This window comes from Paenibacillus sp. PSB04 (assembly GCF_025809195.1).
Lineage (GTDB): Bacteria > Bacillota > Bacilli > Paenibacillales > Paenibacillaceae > Paenibacillus_AQ > Paenibacillus_AQ favisporus.
Genome location: NZ_CP081301.1, coordinates 365,196 through 381,944, shown reverse-complemented (window position 1 = coordinate 381,944; position 16,749 = coordinate 365,196). Strand labels below are relative to the sequence as shown.

Annotated in this window: 18 protein-coding genes and 6 tRNA genes; 14 read left to right on the top strand and 10 right to left on the bottom strand. The window is 53.3% G+C overall.

Annotated elements, in window-relative coordinates; genetic code table 11:
- Positions 1–316: 316 nt before the first annotated feature.
- Positions 317–2,515: a Tex family protein gene (locus K2F33_RS01985; RefSeq protein ID WP_263882274.1), complete on the top strand. Its 2,199-nt coding sequence runs from the start codon at positions 317–319 to the stop codon at positions 2,513–2,515.
- A gap of 203 nt (positions 2,516–2,718) precedes the next feature.
- Here K2F33_RS01985 and K2F33_RS01980 read toward each other — a convergent pair whose 3' ends face one another.
- On the bottom strand, positions 2,719–3,294 hold the full coding sequence (locus K2F33_RS01980; RefSeq protein WP_263880883.1) for a CGNR zinc finger domain-containing protein: 576 nt from the start codon (positions 3,292–3,294) through the stop codon (positions 2,719–2,721).
- A gap of 150 nt (positions 3,295–3,444) precedes the next feature.
- Here K2F33_RS01980 and K2F33_RS01975 point away from each other — a divergent pair, with 150 nt between their 5' ends.
- Positions 3,445–3,933 carry a DinB family protein gene (locus K2F33_RS01975; protein ID WP_263880882.1) on the top strand — a complete coding sequence of 163 codons (489 nt, stop codon included), beginning with the start codon at positions 3,445–3,447 and terminating at the stop codon, positions 3,931–3,933.
- Positions 3,934–4,039: 106 nt separating this feature from the next.
- Here K2F33_RS01975 and cmpA read toward each other — a convergent pair whose 3' ends face one another.
- Positions 4,040–4,168 carry a cortex morphogenetic protein CmpA gene (gene cmpA, locus K2F33_RS01970; protein ID WP_089549977.1) on the bottom strand — a complete coding sequence of 43 codons (129 nt, stop codon included), beginning with the start codon at positions 4,166–4,168 and terminating at the stop codon, positions 4,040–4,042.
- A 209-nt stretch (positions 4,169–4,377) separates the two neighbouring features.
- The gene (locus K2F33_RS01965; protein WP_076174826.1) at positions 4,378–4,731 is read right to left on the bottom strand and encodes a hydrolase/acyltransferase; all 354 of its coding nucleotides are present in this window, start codon (positions 4,729–4,731) and stop codon (positions 4,378–4,380) included.
- A 139-nt stretch (positions 4,732–4,870) separates the two neighbouring features.
- Here K2F33_RS01965 and K2F33_RS01960 point away from each other — a divergent pair, with 139 nt between their 5' ends.
- From K2F33_RS01960 to K2F33_RS01950, 3 genes are all read left to right on the top strand, one after another.
- Positions 4,871–5,350 carry a SprT family protein gene (locus K2F33_RS01960; protein WP_263882273.1) on the top strand — a complete coding sequence of 160 codons (480 nt, stop codon included), beginning with the start codon at positions 4,871–4,873 and terminating at the stop codon, positions 5,348–5,350.
- Between the two features lie 31 nt (positions 5,351–5,381).
- A tRNA-Asn gene (locus K2F33_RS01955) sits at positions 5,382–5,457 on the top strand.
- A 7-nt stretch (positions 5,458–5,464) separates the two neighbouring features.
- Positions 5,465–5,553 (top strand) — tRNA-Ser (locus K2F33_RS01950).
- A gap of 475 nt (positions 5,554–6,028) precedes the next feature.
- On the opposite strand, the gene tlp is transcribed toward K2F33_RS01950, so the two are convergent.
- Positions 6,029–6,238 (bottom strand): small acid-soluble spore protein Tlp, encoded by a 210-nt coding sequence (tlp, locus tag K2F33_RS01945; RefSeq protein ID WP_263880881.1) that lies wholly within the window; start codon positions 6,236–6,238, stop codon positions 6,029–6,031.
- 193 nt (positions 6,239–6,431) lie between these two features.
- Between tlp and K2F33_RS01940 the strand changes: the two genes are divergently transcribed.
- The 7 genes from K2F33_RS01940 to K2F33_RS01910 all read left to right on the top strand — a co-directional run bounded on the left by K2F33_RS01940 (position 6,432) and on the right by K2F33_RS01910 (position 9,146).
- Positions 6,432–6,506 (top strand) — tRNA-Glu (locus K2F33_RS01940).
- Positions 6,507–6,701: 195 nt separating this feature from the next.
- Positions 6,702–6,777: transfer RNA gene (locus K2F33_RS01935), tRNA-Lys, on the top strand.
- Between the two features lie 31 nt (positions 6,778–6,808).
- Positions 6,809–6,894, top strand: a tRNA-Leu gene (locus K2F33_RS01930).
- Between the two features lie 158 nt (positions 6,895–7,052).
- A complete protein-coding gene (locus K2F33_RS01925) occupies positions 7,053–7,217 on the top strand; it encodes a hypothetical protein (RefSeq protein WP_263880880.1) in 165 nt (54 codons plus the stop codon).
- Complete coding sequence (locus K2F33_RS01920) at positions 7,193–7,708, top strand: ThuA domain-containing protein (protein ID WP_263880879.1); 516 nt, start codon at positions 7,193–7,195, stop codon at positions 7,706–7,708. Before K2F33_RS01925 ends, K2F33_RS01920 begins: the two co-directional genes overlap by 25 nt.
- 3 nt (positions 7,709–7,711) lie before the next feature.
- Positions 7,712–8,377 carry an SDR family NAD(P)-dependent oxidoreductase gene (locus K2F33_RS01915; RefSeq protein ID WP_263880878.1) on the top strand — a complete coding sequence of 222 codons (666 nt, stop codon included), beginning with the start codon at positions 7,712–7,714 and terminating at the stop codon, positions 8,375–8,377.
- A 28-nt stretch (positions 8,378–8,405) separates the two neighbouring features.
- Positions 8,406–9,146, top strand: a complete 741-nt coding sequence (locus K2F33_RS01910) for an SDR family oxidoreductase (protein WP_089549980.1) — start codon at positions 8,406–8,408, stop codon at positions 9,144–9,146.
- A 155-nt stretch (positions 9,147–9,301) separates the two neighbouring features.
- Here K2F33_RS01910 and K2F33_RS01905 read toward each other — a convergent pair whose 3' ends face one another.
- The 5 genes from K2F33_RS01905 to K2F33_RS01885 all read right to left on the bottom strand — a co-directional run bounded on the left by K2F33_RS01905 (position 9,302) and on the right by K2F33_RS01885 (position 15,049).
- The gene (locus K2F33_RS01905) at positions 9,302–11,254 is read right to left on the bottom strand and encodes an amidase family protein (protein WP_263880877.1); all 1,953 of its coding nucleotides are present in this window, start codon (positions 11,252–11,254) and stop codon (positions 9,302–9,304) included.
- A 229-nt stretch (positions 11,255–11,483) separates the two neighbouring features.
- Positions 11,484–12,323, bottom strand: a complete 840-nt coding sequence (locus tag K2F33_RS01900; RefSeq protein ID WP_263880876.1) for a helix-turn-helix domain-containing protein — start codon at positions 12,321–12,323, stop codon at positions 11,484–11,486.
- A 296-nt stretch (positions 12,324–12,619) separates the two neighbouring features.
- A complete protein-coding gene (locus K2F33_RS01895; protein ID WP_089549982.1) occupies positions 12,620–13,837 on the bottom strand; it encodes an MFS transporter in 1,218 nt (405 codons plus the stop codon).
- A 9-nt stretch (positions 13,838–13,846) separates the two neighbouring features.
- Positions 13,847–14,230, bottom strand: coding sequence for a MarR family winged helix-turn-helix transcriptional regulator (locus K2F33_RS01890; RefSeq protein WP_167372902.1), 384 nt, complete (start codon positions 14,228–14,230; stop codon positions 13,847–13,849).
- A gap of 201 nt (positions 14,231–14,431) precedes the next feature.
- Entirely contained in the window at positions 14,432–15,049 is a 618-nt protein-coding gene (locus tag K2F33_RS01885; protein WP_105446048.1) for a PAS domain-containing protein, read from the bottom strand.
- A gap of 246 nt (positions 15,050–15,295) precedes the next feature.
- On the opposite strand from K2F33_RS01885, the gene K2F33_RS01880 reads away from it, so the two are divergent.
- On the top strand, positions 15,296–15,652 hold the full coding sequence (locus K2F33_RS01880; protein ID WP_076173486.1) for a helix-turn-helix domain-containing protein: 357 nt from the start codon (positions 15,296–15,298) through the stop codon (positions 15,650–15,652).
- Positions 15,653–15,741: 89 nt separating this feature from the next.
- Here the strand turns inward: K2F33_RS01880 and K2F33_RS01875 are convergent, their stop codons facing one another.
- A complete protein-coding gene (locus K2F33_RS01875; RefSeq protein ID WP_263880875.1) occupies positions 15,742–16,401 on the bottom strand; it encodes an urease accessory UreF family protein in 660 nt (219 codons plus the stop codon).
- 253 nt (positions 16,402–16,654) lie between these two features.
- On the opposite strand from K2F33_RS01875, the gene K2F33_RS01870 reads away from it, so the two are divergent.
- Positions 16,655–16,737 (top strand) — tRNA-Leu (locus tag K2F33_RS01870).
- Positions 16,738–16,749 lie beyond the last annotated feature (12 nt).

The window sequence follows — 16,749 nt, the reverse complement described above, 5'->3', positions numbered from 1 at the left end:
TAAAGTTTTGGTTTGATCTCACAGTTTTCCATAGAGGCTGTCCGCCCGTTAATCGGACTGGCCGCCAGGCAAGCTGACACTGATACCTATAACGCCGCAGGAAGCCGCCCTGCTGATATAAAATTTTCGGTACGACGGTTTGCGGCAGCAGGCGTTTATAAACCAGACCAACCCGATTTTTCGACTCGGACAAGTCTGTGACCAATCACATGATGACGAATGAATGTTTTAATGACGACGATGATGAGAGAACGTTTGAATACATGGAAACGCAAGTACGAATGGGAAAGAGGGATTTCTTTTGACGGAAAAGGAAATGGTTATCGAACAGAATGGTGAAGTACTGAAGGCACAGGAAAAGGAGCGGATCGTGCAGCAGATTGCCAAGGAGCTGCAGCTGTCCCTGAAGCAGATTCGGACGACGGTGGGACTGCTGGATGAGGGCAACACGATTCCGTTTATCGCCCGTTACCGTAAGGAAATGACCGGGGAATTGGATGAGAACCAGCTGCGCGGAATCGAAGAGCGCGTGACTTATCTGCGGAATTTGGAAGAGCGCAAGCGCGAGGTCATCCGGATTATCGACGAGCAGGGGAAATTGACCGGGGAGCTCAAGACGGCAATCGAGAAGGCGGCCAAGCTCCAGGAAGTGGAAGATTTGTACCGTCCGTACCGGCAGAAGCGCAAAACCCGTGCCAGCGTCGCCAAAGAGAAGGGACTTGAGCCGCTCTCCGAGTGGATCATGGCTCAGCCAAAGCAGGGGGATGTGCACAAGGAAGCCGCCAAATACGTCGATGCGGAAAAGGGTGTGGAAACGGCGGACGATGCGATTTCCGGCGCGATGGACATACTGGCGGAGAACCTGGCCGACGATGCGACCATCCGGGCCTGGGTGCGGCGTTATACGATGGACCATGGAATGCTGACCTCGGAAGCGAAGGATCCCGAGCAGGAGTCCGTGTACGAGAACTATTACAACTACCGGGAGCTGGCGAAAAAGATGCCGCCTCACCGCATTTTGGCCATTAACCGCGGAGAACGCGAAAATATTCTTAAAGTCGGCCTCGAGGTACAGCCTGAGTCAATCCACAATTTTATGGCGCGTCAGGTCATCAAGGGCAGCTCGGCGGTGCAGCCGATCCTCACGGCCGTTATTGAAGATGCTTACAAACGGCTGATCGCCCCTTCCATCGAACGCGAAATCCGCGCTGAGCTGACCGAGAAGGGGGAGAATCAGGCGATTTCGATCTTCTCCGGCAACCTGCGCAGCCTGCTGCTGCAGCCGCCGGTCAAGGGCCGCTGCGTTCTCGGAGTGGATCCGGCCTACCGGACAGGCTGCAAGCTCGCCGTCGTGGACGATACAGGCAAGCTGCTGGAGGTGGCAGTGACGTACCCAACGCCGCCGAACAACAAGAAGAAAGAAGCCGCCGCAAAGTTCAACGAGCTGATTAAGAAATACAGCATCCAGCTGATCGTGATCGGCAACGGTACGGCTTCGCGCGAGACGGAACAGTTCGTGGCAGAAGTGATCAACGACATTGGCGTGCCGGACCTGGCTTACCTGATCGTCAACGAGGCTGGAGCAAGCGTGTATTCGGCGTCCAAACTGGCCCAGGAGGAATTCCCGGATCTTGACGTTGCGGAGCGCAGCGCCGTGTCCATCGCCCGCCGCGTGCAGGACCCGCTGGCTGAGCTTGTAAAGATCGAGCCGAAGGCGATCGGTGTCGGCCAATACCAGCATGACGTCTCCCAGAAGCATTTGGACGAGAGTCTGAAGACCGTCGTCGAATCGGCCGTCAACCATGTCGGTGTCGACGTGAATACCGCTTCGCCGTCGCTGCTGTCCTATGTGTCCGGCGTCAACGCGACGACCGCCAAAAACATCGTGAAATACCGCGATTCCAACGGTAAGTTTTTGAGCCGTAAAGAACTGCAGAATGTGCCGCGGCTGGGAGCCAAAACCTACGAGCAGTGCATCGGATTTATGCGCATCTCCGAGGGCGATAATCCCCTCGACCGCACGCCAATCCATCCGGAATCGTACAAGGTGGTGGACCGTCTGTTCCGCGAGCTTGGTGTCGGCATGGAGAAGCTGGGAACGCCTGAGCTGTCCGAGCTGCTGGGGCGTCAGGACGTGGAGAAGCTGGCGGAGGTGCTGGAAGTCGGCGTGCCTACGCTGCGCGACATTCTGGAGAGCCTTCAGCGCCCGGGGCGCGACCCGCGGGAGGAGCTGCCGCTGCCTATTTTCCGGACGGACGTGCTGAAGATCGAGGATTTGACCCCAGGCATGGAGCTGCAGGGCACCGTACGCAACGTCATCGACTTCGGGGCTTTCGTGGACATCGGGATCAAAAGCGACGGTCTCGTCCACATTTCGCAGCTCAGCAGCGGCTATGTCAAGCATCCGATGGACGTGGTGTCCGTCGGCGATAACGTGACAGTATGGGTGCTGAACGTCGATTTGAAAAAAGGCCGTGTCGGCCTGACGATGCGCAACCCGCATCAGGGAGAATAATCTTATCTCAAGACTGTAAGTAAACAAGATCGGATTATAACCAGATCAGGATTTAAAGGATTTTATAAGATCGGTATATATGGAGTATCGGCCAGCATCGCGTACGTTAATGGTTCACGAGCGGCTGCCGGACTCCATCCCATAGCCCGCCCGAAGAATGGAAAAAAGTGTTTCCGGTCTTCGGGATTTTGGCGTGTTCGGGTTTAGGTTTGGTTATGGTCGTGGCCGTGGTCGTGCTGGGTCGCTTTCTTACGTGCCCGGAATCGCCGGACCTTCATCAGATTCCCGCACATTTTGTCATCACAGTAGCGTTTGGAACGGTTGCGGGTATCGTCATAATACACCCAGAGGCAGTCCGGATTGTCACAGATCCGGATTCTTGCCGTTTCGCCATTGGCGATCGTCTCGGCGAAAGACGCGGCGATCTCCGACATGACCTGCTGCCAGTCCCAGCGGACCGGTTTGTTCCCAGTAGACAAGCTGTCTTCGCGGTAGAACAGCTCCCGAATGACGGGGCCGGCGGACATGACCGCATTTAGCCTGCCGATCGCCTCGGCTTCAAGGGAAACACCCTGGACGATGGAGGTGACCATGCCATGAATCAAGGAGCGGAGCTCTTTCAGCTGCTGCAGCTCGTGGGGGTTCGGTTCATCGAGTAACGGCAGCTGCTGCTCCTGCAGCCATGCCCGCAGCCATCCGGGCCGGTCCAACCGGTCCTCGGACTTGCCGCTGCCCCGCCAATCATGCCAGTCACTGTTCAAAAAATCATCCCAAAGCATACGTTATCCTTCCTTTCAGGTCCATTGTAACAACTAAATAATTATTTTGCTAGTTACTTGACCGGCAGAAATAGACTGTGTTAATTTATGGATGTAACTAATAAATCGATTTTAGTTCGTTACAAAAAACCGGACAGGGAGGATTTGTAGATGGGCCAAACTCAAGAGCAGCTGCTAAGATGGGATGAATGTTTTGATCATGAAGGCTGGTATCCGCCGCTTGTACCTGCATTGGACGGTGTAACCGCTGAGGAAGCGGTATGGAAGCCGGAAGGGGAAGCCATCAACACGATCTGGGAGAACGTAAACCACCTGCTTTATTACAAGGAATATTACCTGCAGCGGATGCGCGGCGAGGAACCGGACGGCAAGGCGTCCAGCAACGATGAGACGTTCAGGAACGTCGAAGATGGAGATGAGGCCTGGCAGAAGACGGTTGATCGGCTCAAAAAGGTCCATGGCGAGATCCGAAGCTTCCTGTCCGGTTTGAGCGACAGCGAGCTGAACGCGCCGTTTCCGACCCGACCGCTCGCCAGCCTCATTCACAGCCTGATGATGCATGACGCCTATCATACGGGGCAGATTATTCTGCTTCGCAAGCTTAGAGGGAGCTGGCCGGCTTCGAGAAGCTTTGAGTAGGTAACAAGGGGCATGCTGACTATAGAATCCGACAAAACCAAACGCAAAAAACAGGCGGGTACACGGTACCGGCCTGTTTGCATGGAGCGGGCTCATTTCTAAATATTTATCGGGCGTCCGAGTTTTCTTCCGGGGCGTTTCGGTAGAAGAACCAGCATTCGTTGAGCAGTTTGATCTGGCGTCTGTCTTTTTTGTGAAACGCCTTCCTCAGCTGATTACAGAGCCATTGCGGCAAGGGTGATCTCCTCCTCTTGCATTCCGTCTCTACGGTCAGCATATGGGGAGAACGCCCAAAGCGTGCAGGTCTCATCTGAATTTCCCGGGTTCGGCAAGGGGACGGGATTGTATTTTTATAAACGCATCCCATAATGCATTCCTTCACGTTTCTCCTCGCTGTGATCCCGGTTCAGTTCATGGCTATTTCCCTAATAACGCTGCGGCCGCCTAGCCCTCCGCTTCCTCCTCATACCACTGTTCCAGTTGGGCTTGAAGGGCACGGATTTCGGTCAGCAGGGCGATGAGGGGATAGCTCTGTTCATCAATCGAAGCAAAGGACTGCTCCAATGCGTTGATGTAGGCAAGTCCATCCTGAATTTGCAGATGTTCCTGCAGCAGATCCAACTGATCGCATTCCGCCACGGCGAGCGGCAGCTCGGGGACGACGGAGGCCGTCAATTTGTCTATTTCCTTATTGAGGCGCAGGTTCAGCGCGCTGAGCTGGTAAGCGTAATCGGCGGGCATTTCCACAAAAAAGAGGTCGGCATTTTTCTGTAAAATTACATATCTCATCTTCGGCATAAGGCGCAAAAATCTCCCTCCATAACATTCTACTTGTCAGTGTAGCGTATGGGGAAGTTATAATTCAAGAGAATGTTTCTTTCGGGACAACCGCCCCGAAGACCGTCAAATTCAGTCAGAGGAGGACCTCATGGACGTCATGAGCAATGAAGAGCTGCAAGCTTGGGTGGAGCGGATTTCGGAGGAAAGCTTCGGCCTGCCTTTCAGGCACCGGGCCACGTTCAACCGGCGATTATCCACAACGGGCGGGCGCTATTTTATGAAAAGCCATCATATCGAGATCAATCCCCACCAGCTCGAAGCGAACGGGCGGGAGGAAGTGGAAAAGATCATCAAGCATGAGCTGTGCCATTACCATTTGCACCTGATGGGAAGGGGCTACAAACACCGGGATCCGGATTTTAAAATGCTGCTGCAGCAGGTCGGGGGAAGCCGATACTGCCAGTCGCTGCCTTCGGCACGCGAACGTAAGGTGCAGCCCTACCGGTACCAGCTGGTGTGCCGCCAGTGCGGGATGGTGTACCTGCGCAAACGCAAGGTCGATCCCCGCCGTTACCGGTGCGGGAAATGCGCTGGAAATCTTCGTTTGAACAAGCTTGACTCCGCTACAAAATCATGATAAATTATTTGGTGTTACCATATAACAACGTTCCCTGATAGCTCAGTTGGTAGAGCACTCGACTGTTAATCGAGTTGTCACAGGTTCGAGTCCTGTTCGGGGAGCCAGTTTCTTGGAGAGATACCCAAGTGGCTATAAGGGGACCCTCTGCTAAGGGGTTAGACTGCGTAAGCGGTGCGAGGGTTCGAATCCCTCTCTCTCCGTTTTGAGATACTTCGTAAGAAAGCTCCCACCGCTTTTGCGGCTGGGGGCTTTTTGGTGTAAAGGGATGAGGACCCTCGGGGGAGGGTTCGTCGGAGCATAAGCTTCGGGAGGATCGGCATCGCAGTCTCGAGCGAAGTGAGAGTATCCCTCTCTCTCCGTTTTGGAATACATCGTAAGAAAGCTCCCACCGCCTTTGCGGCTGGGGGCTTTTTGGTGTAAAAGGGATGAGGACCCTCGGGGGAGGGTTCGTCGGAGCATAAGCTTCGGGAGGATCGGCTTCGCAGTCTCGAACGAAGTGAGAGTATCCCTCTCTCTCCGTTTAGAGATACTTCGTAAGAAAGCTCCCACCGCCTTTGCGGCTGGGGGCTTTTTGGTGTAAAGGGATGAGAACCCTCAGGGGAGGGGTCGTCGGAGCAACAAAACAACCCCCATCCATCATTGGACAGGGGGCTGCTTCGCAAATCCTCGCAAGCTTTATTTTTCGTCTTCGTACTCTTCCCGCATGCCTTCAATCGCTCTTTCGCGCTTGGCGTTTTTGTGCTGAAGGTTGTGAACTTCCTGACCGGAAATTTCCTGGGCGTGTTCGGCCAAATAATCGTTGGTTTCGTTAATGTTGTCCTGCGTGTTGATAATGGCGGTTTTGATCTTTTCCGCGTTATCAGAACGGTCGTCTGGTTTAGCCATTGATTTTGTCTCCTTGTCGTGTGTTGATGTCATTGACGTGTATAGGATGCCAAATAAGGGATGAATTTATGCCCGGGAATAGGAGAGAAGTGGCAGCGACACTTTTTTTAAAAATATTACAAAAAGGGCTTGCCAACCTTTTTTGTTCTATGCTATACTCAATCTTGTCGTCAAGAAAGTGATGTTACGATATGGCCCGTTGGTCAAGGGGTTAAGACACCTCCCTTTCACGGAGGTAACATGGGTTCGAATCCCATACGGGTCACCACTTTCATTGCTTGCAACAGAGGATGAGAACCCAAGACGGGTTCGTCGAAGCGTTGCATCGTTAGGATCAGCTTCGCAGTCTCGAACGAAGTGAGAGTATCCCATACGGGTCACCACTTTCATTGCTTGCAGGAGAATAAGAATTCCGATATCTGTACCATCTATGCTTATGGGCGCACAGGTTGTGGATCATCGAGAGCCATTAGCTCAGTTGGTAGAGCACCTGACTTTTAATCAGGGTGTCGAAGGTTCGAGTCCTTCATGGCTCACCAGTTTTTTTAAATAGCAGTTCCCTTTAAACGTGCGGTAGTGGTGGAATGGCAGACACGCTATCTTGAGGGGGTAGTGGGCGTACGCCCGTGGAGGTTCGAGTCCTCTCTACCGCACCATAATTTGACTAATGACAATCCTTGCGAATGAGCAAGGATTTTTTTGTTATATCCGCATTTTGCATGATCGGACCTGGAACCGGGTTGCGTGGCAAGCGGGTTTCTGGAATACTGGGAGTAATACGCTTTGCAAACGCTGTCAAAGGAGGGGAACATTCTTGAACATACTCGTATTATGCGACGATCAATGGCATCCGGCCGATGTAGTGAAGGGAGGCTTGGAGCCGCTTCGGGCAGGCGGGTTCAATTTTCACTACATTTTGGGAACCGATGCCGAATGGCAGGACTCGCTGAAAGGTTGCTTACGGAATATGACTTGCTGATCTTGGCGAAATCCAATCGGGTCTCCGCGGTAAAAGAGCAACCGTGGCTCACAGCCCAAACCGGTGGTCTGCTGCAGCGTTACGTCAGCGGGGGTGGCGGTCTGCTCGTTCTGCACTCCGGTACGGTAGGTTACCGGGACATAGAGGACGTGCGCGGGCTGGTCGGAGGAGTCTTTCATCACCATCCGGAGCAGTGTCTGGTCACGGTCGAGCCTGTACAAGAAACGGAGATTACCCGGGGAGTCCAAGCCTTCACGATGCAAGACGAGCACTATTTCATGGATATGACTGACCAGAGTGACGTGAATATATTTATGGTGACCCGTTCGGAATATGGGGAGCAGACGGGTGGATGGACCCGAACGGAAGGCGAGGGAAGGGTTTGCGTGCTGACACCCGGCCACAATTTGGCGGTTTGGCTGCATCCGGGCTACCAGCAGCTGCTGCGGCAAGCATTGACGTGGACCGCATCAGCACCGAAAGGAGAATGAATCATGGACCAGGTTGTTTTGATTACGGAAGTTCACCGTCCGTGGGAATGCGCACTAGTTCAGGAATTCGCTAAAAAGGGTTGGCACGTCATGGGGTGCAGTCCCGTTCCCGAAGAGGAATTTCAGGACGCCTTGGATACGGATAAAATACATATCTTTACGATGGATACAAGGTCCAGAGAATCGGTGCAGCAGGCAGTCCGGCGGATTCAAGAGCATACCAGCCGGGTGGATCTGCTTGTTTGCGGAACGGCATCCAGCCTGGGGAGGGAGGCGGCCGGAATCGCCAATATGTCGGCGGATCTCGTATTGGAAGATTACCGGGCGAATACGCTAGGTCCGATTCGTGTTATCGAGGCGTGCCTGCCTCTTATGGATAACGGGCTGCGAAGAATCGCGCTGCTGTCCGATGTCCAGGGCAGTTTGGGGCTTGGCCTTTCGGGGGCAGGGACAGGATATGCGATGTCCAAAGCTGCGCTGCATATGGCGTACACCATGCTGCATGGGGATCTGAGCGGCAAGGGATTCACGTTCCGGCTGTTTGAGCCTGGATCGGAGCATGAAACGGGGGCTTCGGCTGAAGCGGCTGCTGCTTATTTTACCGGGGCCAGGGAAGATGAAGAGCGGGTAGTTATGCTGGATTGGCGGGGACAGGAGATTCCTTTATAACGGGCTTTAAAAAAGGAGGTGCTTACGGATGAGCAGGAGCAGAGTTGCCGTTGTTACAGGCGCGGACCGGGGGTTGGGACTTGGCATAACAAAAAGGCTGCTGGAGCTGGGCTGGGACGTTTTTGCCGGGAGTTACCTGGCGGATTGGCCGGAACTGACGGAGCTTAGACAGAAAGAGCCGGAGCGGCTGTATGTCATTCCGCTGGACGTAGCCAGTGATGAGAGCGTTCAGGCGGCCAGCCGGGCGGTTGGGAGCAAGACTGATCGGGTGGATGTGCTGATCAATAATGCGGGGATCGCCACACGTTACCCCAGAACGATTCATGAAGAGCAGGTCGAGGAGGAGTTGCTGCGAATTTACAACGTTAACGCGGTTGGACCCATGCGGATGGCGCAGGCGTTTGTGCCGCTGCTGAGAGCGGGGTCCGGAAAGCGCATGTGCTTCGTGTCCTCGGAAGCGGGGAGTATAAACCGCAGCTTTCGCGATAACTGGTACGGGTACTGTATGTCCAAAACCGCGCTGAACCGGGGAGTTCAATGCCTGTTTGAAGAACTCCGTCCCGAAGGCTTTACCTTTCGTCTGTACCATCCGGGCTGGGTCAGATCCTATATGTCGGGTGAGCTGAATACCGAAGGTGACCTGGATGCCGATGATGCGGCGCGCATGGCGGTGGCCTATTTTCTGCGGGACCGCTATGAAGGACCAGGGATTCAGGAGGAGGACCGGCTGGTCATGAGGGACTGGCTGGGCCGGGAGTGGCCGTGGTAGGAAGCTGATATGGAAAAAGGAAAAAGCGCACCTTGCGGCACGCTGAAAGGGTCGGACCTGATTGGGGGGTCCGCCCGGACAGGCAGCCGGGGGTGCGCTTTTTTTGAAAGTGATTTTTAGAAGGTACGCCGGATAGACGATTTTCTTGGGTGTCCTTAAGGCGTCGTCTGCGGTGCCACGCGGTGGTGAGTGTGCTGCTCAAAGCTGTACGCCAGCTTGATCAGCTCCGGCTCGCTGAAGGCTCTGCCGAAGAAATCGATGCCGACCGGCAGATGGTCGCTGGTGAAGCCGGCCGGTACGGTGACCGTCGGCCAGCCGGTGAAGGAGCTTAGTTTGAAGGCGTCGCCCGCCACCTGCTCCTGGCCGATTTTCACGGCTGTTTTGGAGGAGGTCGGGAAGATAAGGGCATCCAGATGGTTGTCCGCCATCATTTTGAGGACCGCTTCCTGTACGTATTTGGTGCGGAACAGGACGATGTCCTTGTACTCCTGGGCATCCAGCGATTCACGGTTGTTGCGGTCGATCAGGGCTTTTTCAATCGACGGGTCGTATTTGCCCGAAGCGATCAGCTCGTCCAAAGACTTGTAAGGCGTAGCGTCGCCGAGGGACTTCAGGTAGTCGTTGAATTGGAACTTGAACTCCCAGGCACTTAGGCTTCCGTATTTATTGATGAGATCGAAGTTCGGAATTTTGACGTTGTCCACCATCGTCGCCCCGGCCGCTTTCATCTCTTCGATAGCCTGGGACACGACAGCGTTGACCTGGGCGTCGTCTCCGAATACTTCGCGGACGATGCCGATCCGTGCTCCTTTGAGACCGTCCTTATCGAGATAATCCGTATAATCCTTCGGCACGAAGCCGACGCTCTTCGCGGTGGCGATGTCCTTCGGGTCATAGCCGGCCGTCGCGTTCAATATGAAGGCGGCGTCTTCCACGGTACGGGCGATCGGACCTCCGGTATCCTGCGTCAAGGCAAGCGGAGCGATGCCGTAGCGGCTCGACAAGCCGACCGTCGGACGAATGCCGACCAGGCTGTTGAACGAGGAAGGAATCCGGATCGATCCGCCGGTGTCGGTACCCATGCCTACGGCTGCCAGATTGGCGGCTACCGCGGCTGCGGTTCCGCCGCTGGATCCGCCGGGCACGCGGGTCGGGTCATAAGGGTTCAGCGTCTGCCCGCCCAATGAGCTGACGGTTGTATAGCCAAAAGCGAACTCATGCAGGTTAGCTTTGCCGATAAGGATTGCCCCAGCATCGCGCAGCTCCTTGACTTGTGTGGCATCCTCCGGAGGGATGACATCCTTTAGTCCGATATTCCCGGAAGAGGTCGGCATGTCGGACGTGTTGTAGTTGTCTTTGACGATCACCGGAATCCCGTGCAGCGGGCTGCGTTCCCCTTTGGCTGCGCGCTCGGCGTCCAGCTGCTTCGCCGTTTCCAGCGCCTTATCGTTCAAGGTAATGATGCTGTTCAGCTTCGGGCCCTGGTCATCGTACTTTGCGATCCGGTCCAAATACTGCTGGACAAGTTCCTCTGAGGTCAGGCGGCCGGTTTCCATCGCCTTTTGCATCTCCGCAATAGTCGCTTCCGTCAGCTTGAATGGCTGCAAATATTGATACAGACGGTAGATGATCGTGGCGGCTTCCCGGTGCGTTAGCGGCTTGCCGTATCCAAAAGTTTGGGAGGAGCTGCCCTGCATGAGGCCGGCGGTATAGACATTGGCGATGGCTTTGCTGTAAGGGCTGCCTCCGGCAATGTCTTGGTAGCCTGCGGAAGCGGTGTAAGGGACATGGATGACGGAATCCAGCAGTGCGGCGGCCTTTTCGCGTGTCAATGCACCGCTAATATTGGAACCGGATGGGCTTACCGTCGTCCCGGCTTCTTCGGCAGCGAGTTTCATCGCTTCGGCAAACTCTGCGGCGGTAATCGGTTTGCTGCTGGCGGTAAGGGAGGTCAGAGATTTGGGCATCCAGCTCTGGGACATTGCATCTGCCGTTTCACTGTTTAGAGCTGCTGCTGAAGCGGCTGGTGAGGCAAAGGCCAGCGTCGGGGTCAGTGATAAAGCTGAAACGATTAAAACCGTGAATAGATTGCTCTTAAAACTCTTCAAGTCGTTCTCCTCCAATACAGCGTTATGTATTCTGACTTTTTGGCGGAAGGAAGGCATCGTTTGAAATTTCCGCGGGAGAAACTTCGCAGGATGGAGGACGAACCCGCAGAAACTGGGGATAAACGAATGCCTTCACTCCGTCATTGGAGTCTATTATATTGAAGAAGAGTTGACATGAATTGTATAAAACGGAAGTCGTGTCAGGAAAGTTTACGCAAAAACAACTAGATTACGATTTCCGCAGGAGCTGCACCATCCAGCGGGTTGGGCATTCGCTGCTGAATTTTTTGAATTCGTGGATAAAGTGGGCCTGGTCGTAATAGCCGTACTCTGAAATAATGTCATTAAAAGCCGCCCGCGACGGATGCAGCAGTCTGCCCACGGCCGATTGATACCGGATGATTTGGCAGAACAGCTTGGGAGGTAGGCCGATGTACGACTCGAACAGGGAACGAAAACTCCGTGTTGAACAGTCCATGGCTGTAGAGAGCTCGGTTATGCTGATATTGCCGCAGGACTGAAAAATAAGCCGGATGGCCTGATAAAAGTGCGATGGTACAGAAGCGGCAGTACATGGCCCGGAATGAAGCAGCTTACAGAAGCCGCTGTGGAAACTGGATATTCTGCGATGAAAAGAGGCGTCTTCCTGCTGGATTTGCTGTATGGCGGCGGCTGGAATGGATAAGACGCGATCCAGCGGCGTGGATCGGTCCGCCAATTCTTTTAGCGGAATTTTAAAAGCAGGAGCGAGGGGGACGGGAAGCAGCCGGACACCGAAGTATAACGTGCCTGGACGAAACGGCACCTCACGGCGGCAAAGGACGCTGCCGAGAAGCAAGGAATCGGTAGGGGAGCCTCCGACCGGGAACAACATATCGACATGTCCCCCGGGCAGCACGGGGCAGCGTCCTGAGTGGCCGCATGGGACCGAGAATTGGTAGAACAGAACAGGCAGCGGAGTGTCTGGTAATAAGTCGCAATGCTCTGTGTAATCGGTAAAATGCTTGGCAAAGCCCGGCTGAACGGGCATAAACGTCTCGAAGGCAGTGGATGCGGCCGGCATGTTCATCTTAATCTCTCCCCCGGAATTGTAATAGGAATATGGCTAATGGTAGATAATATGACTATTTTACTCCTTGATTAATAGATTTGAAAGTATATTTAACATTTCAAGTCATAAAATATCACATTAAATTATAAGTGATTTTCAATGATGCATTGGGAGAGCCACTAGAGGAACCCAGGGGAACTACAGGGAGTAGAGTGATCTGTGGGCTGGGGGCATACGGCTGTGATTGTAAAAGAAATCAAAAGCACCCTTCTGCCAGGTGCAGAAAGGTGCTGAATCGATCAAGCCCAAGGGCTTTAGACGGTTGTGGACGTTCCGGTATCGCGGTTTGGCATGTTGTTGTTTTTGGCCCGTTTCGCAAGATAAAACGCGTATACCATGATGAACAGGACGAGGAACAAGGATGCGTAACGGTACATTGCCCCGTAAGTCGAGTATTGGGCGATCTGGCCCAAAATCATGGCTCCAACGGCGATGCCAAGGTCCAGTGAGTTGAAATACATACTATTGGCGAGTCCCTGCTTTTGTGGAGGAACCTGCTGCAGCATCCAGGATTGAAGGGTCGGCTGAACTGTGCCGAATCCGAGGCCGTAGCACAGGGCGGCCAGGGCTAAAAATCCGGTGGTATGAGCATAAGACAGCAGCCATAGCCCTCCAATGAGCAGCACCGCCGACGGAATGAGCAGGGCGATATGCCCCTTGCGGTCGTAGATTTTGCCCGAGATGGGCCGAATCAGCACGACGGCGGCCGCATTGAACAGAAAGAACAGCGATGCGTTCGCGAGGCTGGCCTCTTTTCCGAACAAATTAATAAAACTGAGCAGTCCGCCATAGGTAATGGACATCAGCAGGTTCATCAGGCTGGGCAGGAGGAGCGCTTTCGGAAAGCCCTGCTTCTGGGGAACCGCCGTAAATTCTTTTGGAATGGCCGGGGCGGCCGGCTTTACCTTTTTGGTCAGCGGAATGACCAGCGGGAAGATCAGGGCAATAACGATTAGCGTAGCATATACCAGCGTGTCGAACCCTTTGTTCTCCAGAAGCGCCGTCCCGATAACAGGTCCAAGCGAAAGGGCGATGCTTGTCGACAGTCCGAAATAGCCCATGCCCTCGCCCAGCCTGCGGACCGGTATAATACCGGATGCCATCGTAGGCAGCGTCGTGCTGCCCATGCCGAAGCCCACGCCGAACACGATCCGCATCAGCAGCAGCAGCGCCATCGTGCCGCTCCACAGGTAACCGAAGGTGGCGAGCAGCGCTAAGGCAAGGCCGATATATAAGATTTGATTACGGATGCCTCTCTCCAAAGCTTTCGCGGAATACAGACGCGCCGCGATCGCTGCCAGCGAGAACAGGGTCGTAAACATGCTGACCATGAAGGCACTGGCGTGAAAATGTTCTTTTACATAGCCGGACAGAGGGGATACGATCATTTGCAAATTTAAAAATAACAGCAGGTTGCACAGCGTAAGCATAATAAACTCACGTGTCCACAGTTTCTCTCGGGTGTCGTTCATAGGTGACTCCTACTCCATTAAAATTCGATCTATATTTTTATTGATTTGATCCATGATGCGGTTCAGTGACTCCAATTGCTCGTCCGTAATGCCGGCGATCAGCTCGTCATTAAGCTTCAGCTCCATCGGGATCGTTTCTTTCATCAGCTCCTGCACGGCTGGCGTGGCGTAGATTAAATAAGCCCGGCGGTCGGCCGGATCCGGCTTGCGCTGAATCAGTTCTTTCTTGTCCAGCACATCGAGAATGCGGGTGATGGAGGGCTGGTCTTTGCCGGAACGAAGCGCGAGTTCCTTCTGGTTAATCCCTTCCTGGAGGTGAACCTGGTACAGTACGGACCATTGCTCGGGTGTGATGCCGTAAGGTTTAAGCAGGCCTGCAAAAATAGAAGACATTCTGCGGGACATATTTCCGTATCGGAAACCGATCGTTTGGGACGAAGATGAGAAGCGGGTCAGGGAAAACACTCCTTCAAAATATAATTGTCATAACAATTATATGGATATGAACAAAGAACGTCAACGAAAAAAACTGCGGCGCGTTGACGATGATTTTGAAGAAGTGTTTGGTTGGAGAAGAGACTGGAGGTAGTGCAGCTACTGGTGAGTAGGCGTGTCCAATATGGACGAGTACTTGGGATACAGCCGCCGTATGCAGTCCGGGCAAATATCGTGCGTAAATTCGGTGTGGGCATGCTTTTGCAAAAAACTCTCGATGGAATTCCACAAGTCATCGTCATCGCGGATTCGTTTGCAGACGGCGCAGATGGGCAGCAATCCACGTAGAGTGCGGATCTGGGATAAGGCGGTCATCAAGTCGTTCTCGAGCTGCTTGCTTCGGCTGATATCCGACAGGCAGACGATCATTCCCCGGGGTTCCTCCCTGGCGCCGTTCCGGAGCGGGAAAGCCTCGATTTGAAACCAGCGGGAGGGCTGGATGCAGCTCGACCGGAATTCGTTCCTGTAGTATGTAGAAATACCCTGCAAAACCGCCTGGAGTCTGTCCAGGTCTTGTTCGTCTTCTCCCGAAAGGGCGTCGGCGATTTGCATAAAATTAATACCAACCCAGTTAAAGGATTGGGGGACGCCTTCGTCATACGCGCTTTGAATCCAGGCGTGGTTCACTGAAATGATAACTCCTCCGGCATCCACGACGGCAATACATTGCCTCATGGCATGGATCAATTCATGATAAGAAATGTCGAGTGTGTGCAAAAGCGGTCGCTCCCTGTCTTGGTATTGGTCATAAGCGGGCCCGAATCGCGTTGGAAAGGTAACGTCAGATATGAAGTGAATGATTGCAGGGCGGTTGGATTAGAAAAGGGACTAATGATACAATAAGAGCCATAGGTATGGAAATTCCTAATATAAAGAATACTATACACGTTTTTGCGTCATATTGCAAGCATAAAATTACTTAAATGCGTCGTTTTTTGCGACATGACTGGAAGGCGGTTTTTTATGCAATCCATTTACGGACGTATTGAGGCATTGATTAAGCAGAAGGGGATGACCAAAAAGTCGTTTTGCGAGCAGCTTAATATCAGCACGGGGAATTTCGGAGATTGGAAAAGGGGGAAGTCCACCCCGAGCACCAATAAATTGATCGAAATTTCGAGCTTTTTCGGCGTCAGCCTTGATTGGCTGATTCTGGGCAAGGAACCGGGGCCGTATATGGTGAAAGAGCAGCAGGATCCTTATTTGTGGGAAAACGGAAGGCAGTTAAACGAAATGCCGCTATCCGATCACGAGAAGGAGTTTATCAAGGAGTACATCAAGTTTGTGGAATACCGGAAGAACCAGTCCCGCGATCAGTAAGATGAAGGTCAAGTACATACATGGGAACAGAAAAGGCACTTCGCTGCGGCAGGGCAGAGCGGAGTGCCTTTGTGGTGTTGTTAAAGAGATCACGAGGCGATATGGGAGTCGTTCTCCTGGATATTAAAAAGGTCTGTGGGCAGGGAATCTTTCTCCGCTGTCCATGCGCGCTCCATTTCAGCCGTCCATTTGCCGGCCAACGCTTTGGCGTCGTGAGGCGGAATGCTCAGCGAGCGGGCAGCGAGCTGGATGCATGTGCAGACCGCAGATTGCATATAGCCATAAACGGTGTGGTCGCGGCTGGACCCGAGCTGATAGTTGACATAGGCATGCGCCGTGGCCAGGCAGACGGGAGACAGCTCCTTCTGCGCGAGTTCGTCAAGAACCTTCAGATTGAGCCAGGGGTACAGGGCCTGGGCCAGTTTCAAAAGTCTTCTGCCCCGTTGGCGCACCGCTTCATCATTTTCATGGGCAGCGATTCCTCCGAGGATGTACCGGTCAATTCGGGCGATCTGACGGATATCCCGTTGGTCGGCAGCTGCGTAAATCGCCTGAATGGCCGCGCCGTCTTGGCGGACCAAACGATTCATCATCGGATGAAGGATGAACCCTTCCAGCTCTTCCTGGCTCTGGATGCGCCCTTCTGCAATTCGGGTTTGGAGGTCAAACACATGGCTGAAGCCTCCGACCGACAAGTCGTTATCCAGCGTTTGCACGTAATCGAGCAGTTTGGTGCTTTTGTCGTTCAACGCGGTCACCTCCATATTATTGTGGTAATAAATATTACATGAATTGCGAAGTGAAATCATCGATCACTATTATTTGTAAGTTAATATTACATAAATATTGTGGTTTGTCAATGTTAGGGCGACTTGATCTCTGTTTTTGTTGTTTGATGTGTTATATAATATTACATGTATGGTGTTTTAATGTATTTCCCTTTACAATTCGGATGATTTTGTGTATAATAAAAAAGTTCGCTAAATGAACTTTGGATATTATGCGGTAGTGGTGGAATGGCAGACACGCTATCTTGAGGGGGTAGTGGGCGTACGCCCGTGGAGGTTCGAGTCCTCTCTACCGCATCTATGAACACA

Excerpts from the sequence above, each read along its gene's own strand:
- K2F33_RS01910 (WP_089549980.1), top strand. The coding sequence starts at position 8,406 with ATGAGCAGGAGCAGAGTTGCCGTTGTTACAGGCGCGGACCGGGGGTTG.
- K2F33_RS01880 (WP_076173486.1), top strand. The coding sequence starts at position 15,296 with ATGCAATCCATTTACGGACGTATTGAGGCATTGATTAAGCAGAAGGGG.
- K2F33_RS01915 (WP_263880878.1), top strand. The coding sequence starts at position 7,712 with ATGGACCAGGTTGTTTTGATTACGGAAGTTCACCGTCCGTGGGAATGC.
- K2F33_RS01900 (WP_263880876.1), bottom strand. The coding sequence starts at position 12,323 with ATGAACATGCCGGCCGCATCCACTGCCTTCGAGACGTTTATGCCCGTT.
- K2F33_RS01975 (WP_263880882.1), top strand. The coding sequence starts at position 3,445 with ATGGGCCAAACTCAAGAGCAGCTGCTAAGATGGGATGAATGTTTTGAT.
- K2F33_RS01895 (WP_089549982.1), bottom strand. The coding sequence starts at position 13,837 with ATGAACGACACCCGAGAGAAACTGTGGACACGTGAGTTTATTATGCTT.
- tlp (WP_263880881.1), bottom strand. The coding sequence starts at position 6,238 with ATGGCTAAACCAGACGACCGTTCTGATAACGCGGAAAAGATCAAAACC.
- K2F33_RS01965 (WP_076174826.1), bottom strand. The coding sequence starts at position 4,731 with ATGCCGAAGATGAGATATGTAATTTTACAGAAAAATGCCGACCTCTTT.
- K2F33_RS01980 (WP_263880883.1), bottom strand. The coding sequence starts at position 3,294 with ATGCTTTGGGATGATTTTTTGAACAGTGACTGGCATGATTGGCGGGGC.
- K2F33_RS01985 (WP_263882274.1), top strand. The coding sequence starts at position 317 with ATGGTTATCGAACAGAATGGTGAAGTACTGAAGGCACAGGAAAAGGAG.
- K2F33_RS01890 (WP_167372902.1), bottom strand. The coding sequence starts at position 14,230 with ATGTCTTCTATTTTTGCAGGCCTGCTTAAACCTTACGGCATCACACCC.
- K2F33_RS01960 (WP_263882273.1), top strand. The coding sequence starts at position 4,871 with ATGAGCAATGAAGAGCTGCAAGCTTGGGTGGAGCGGATTTCGGAGGAA.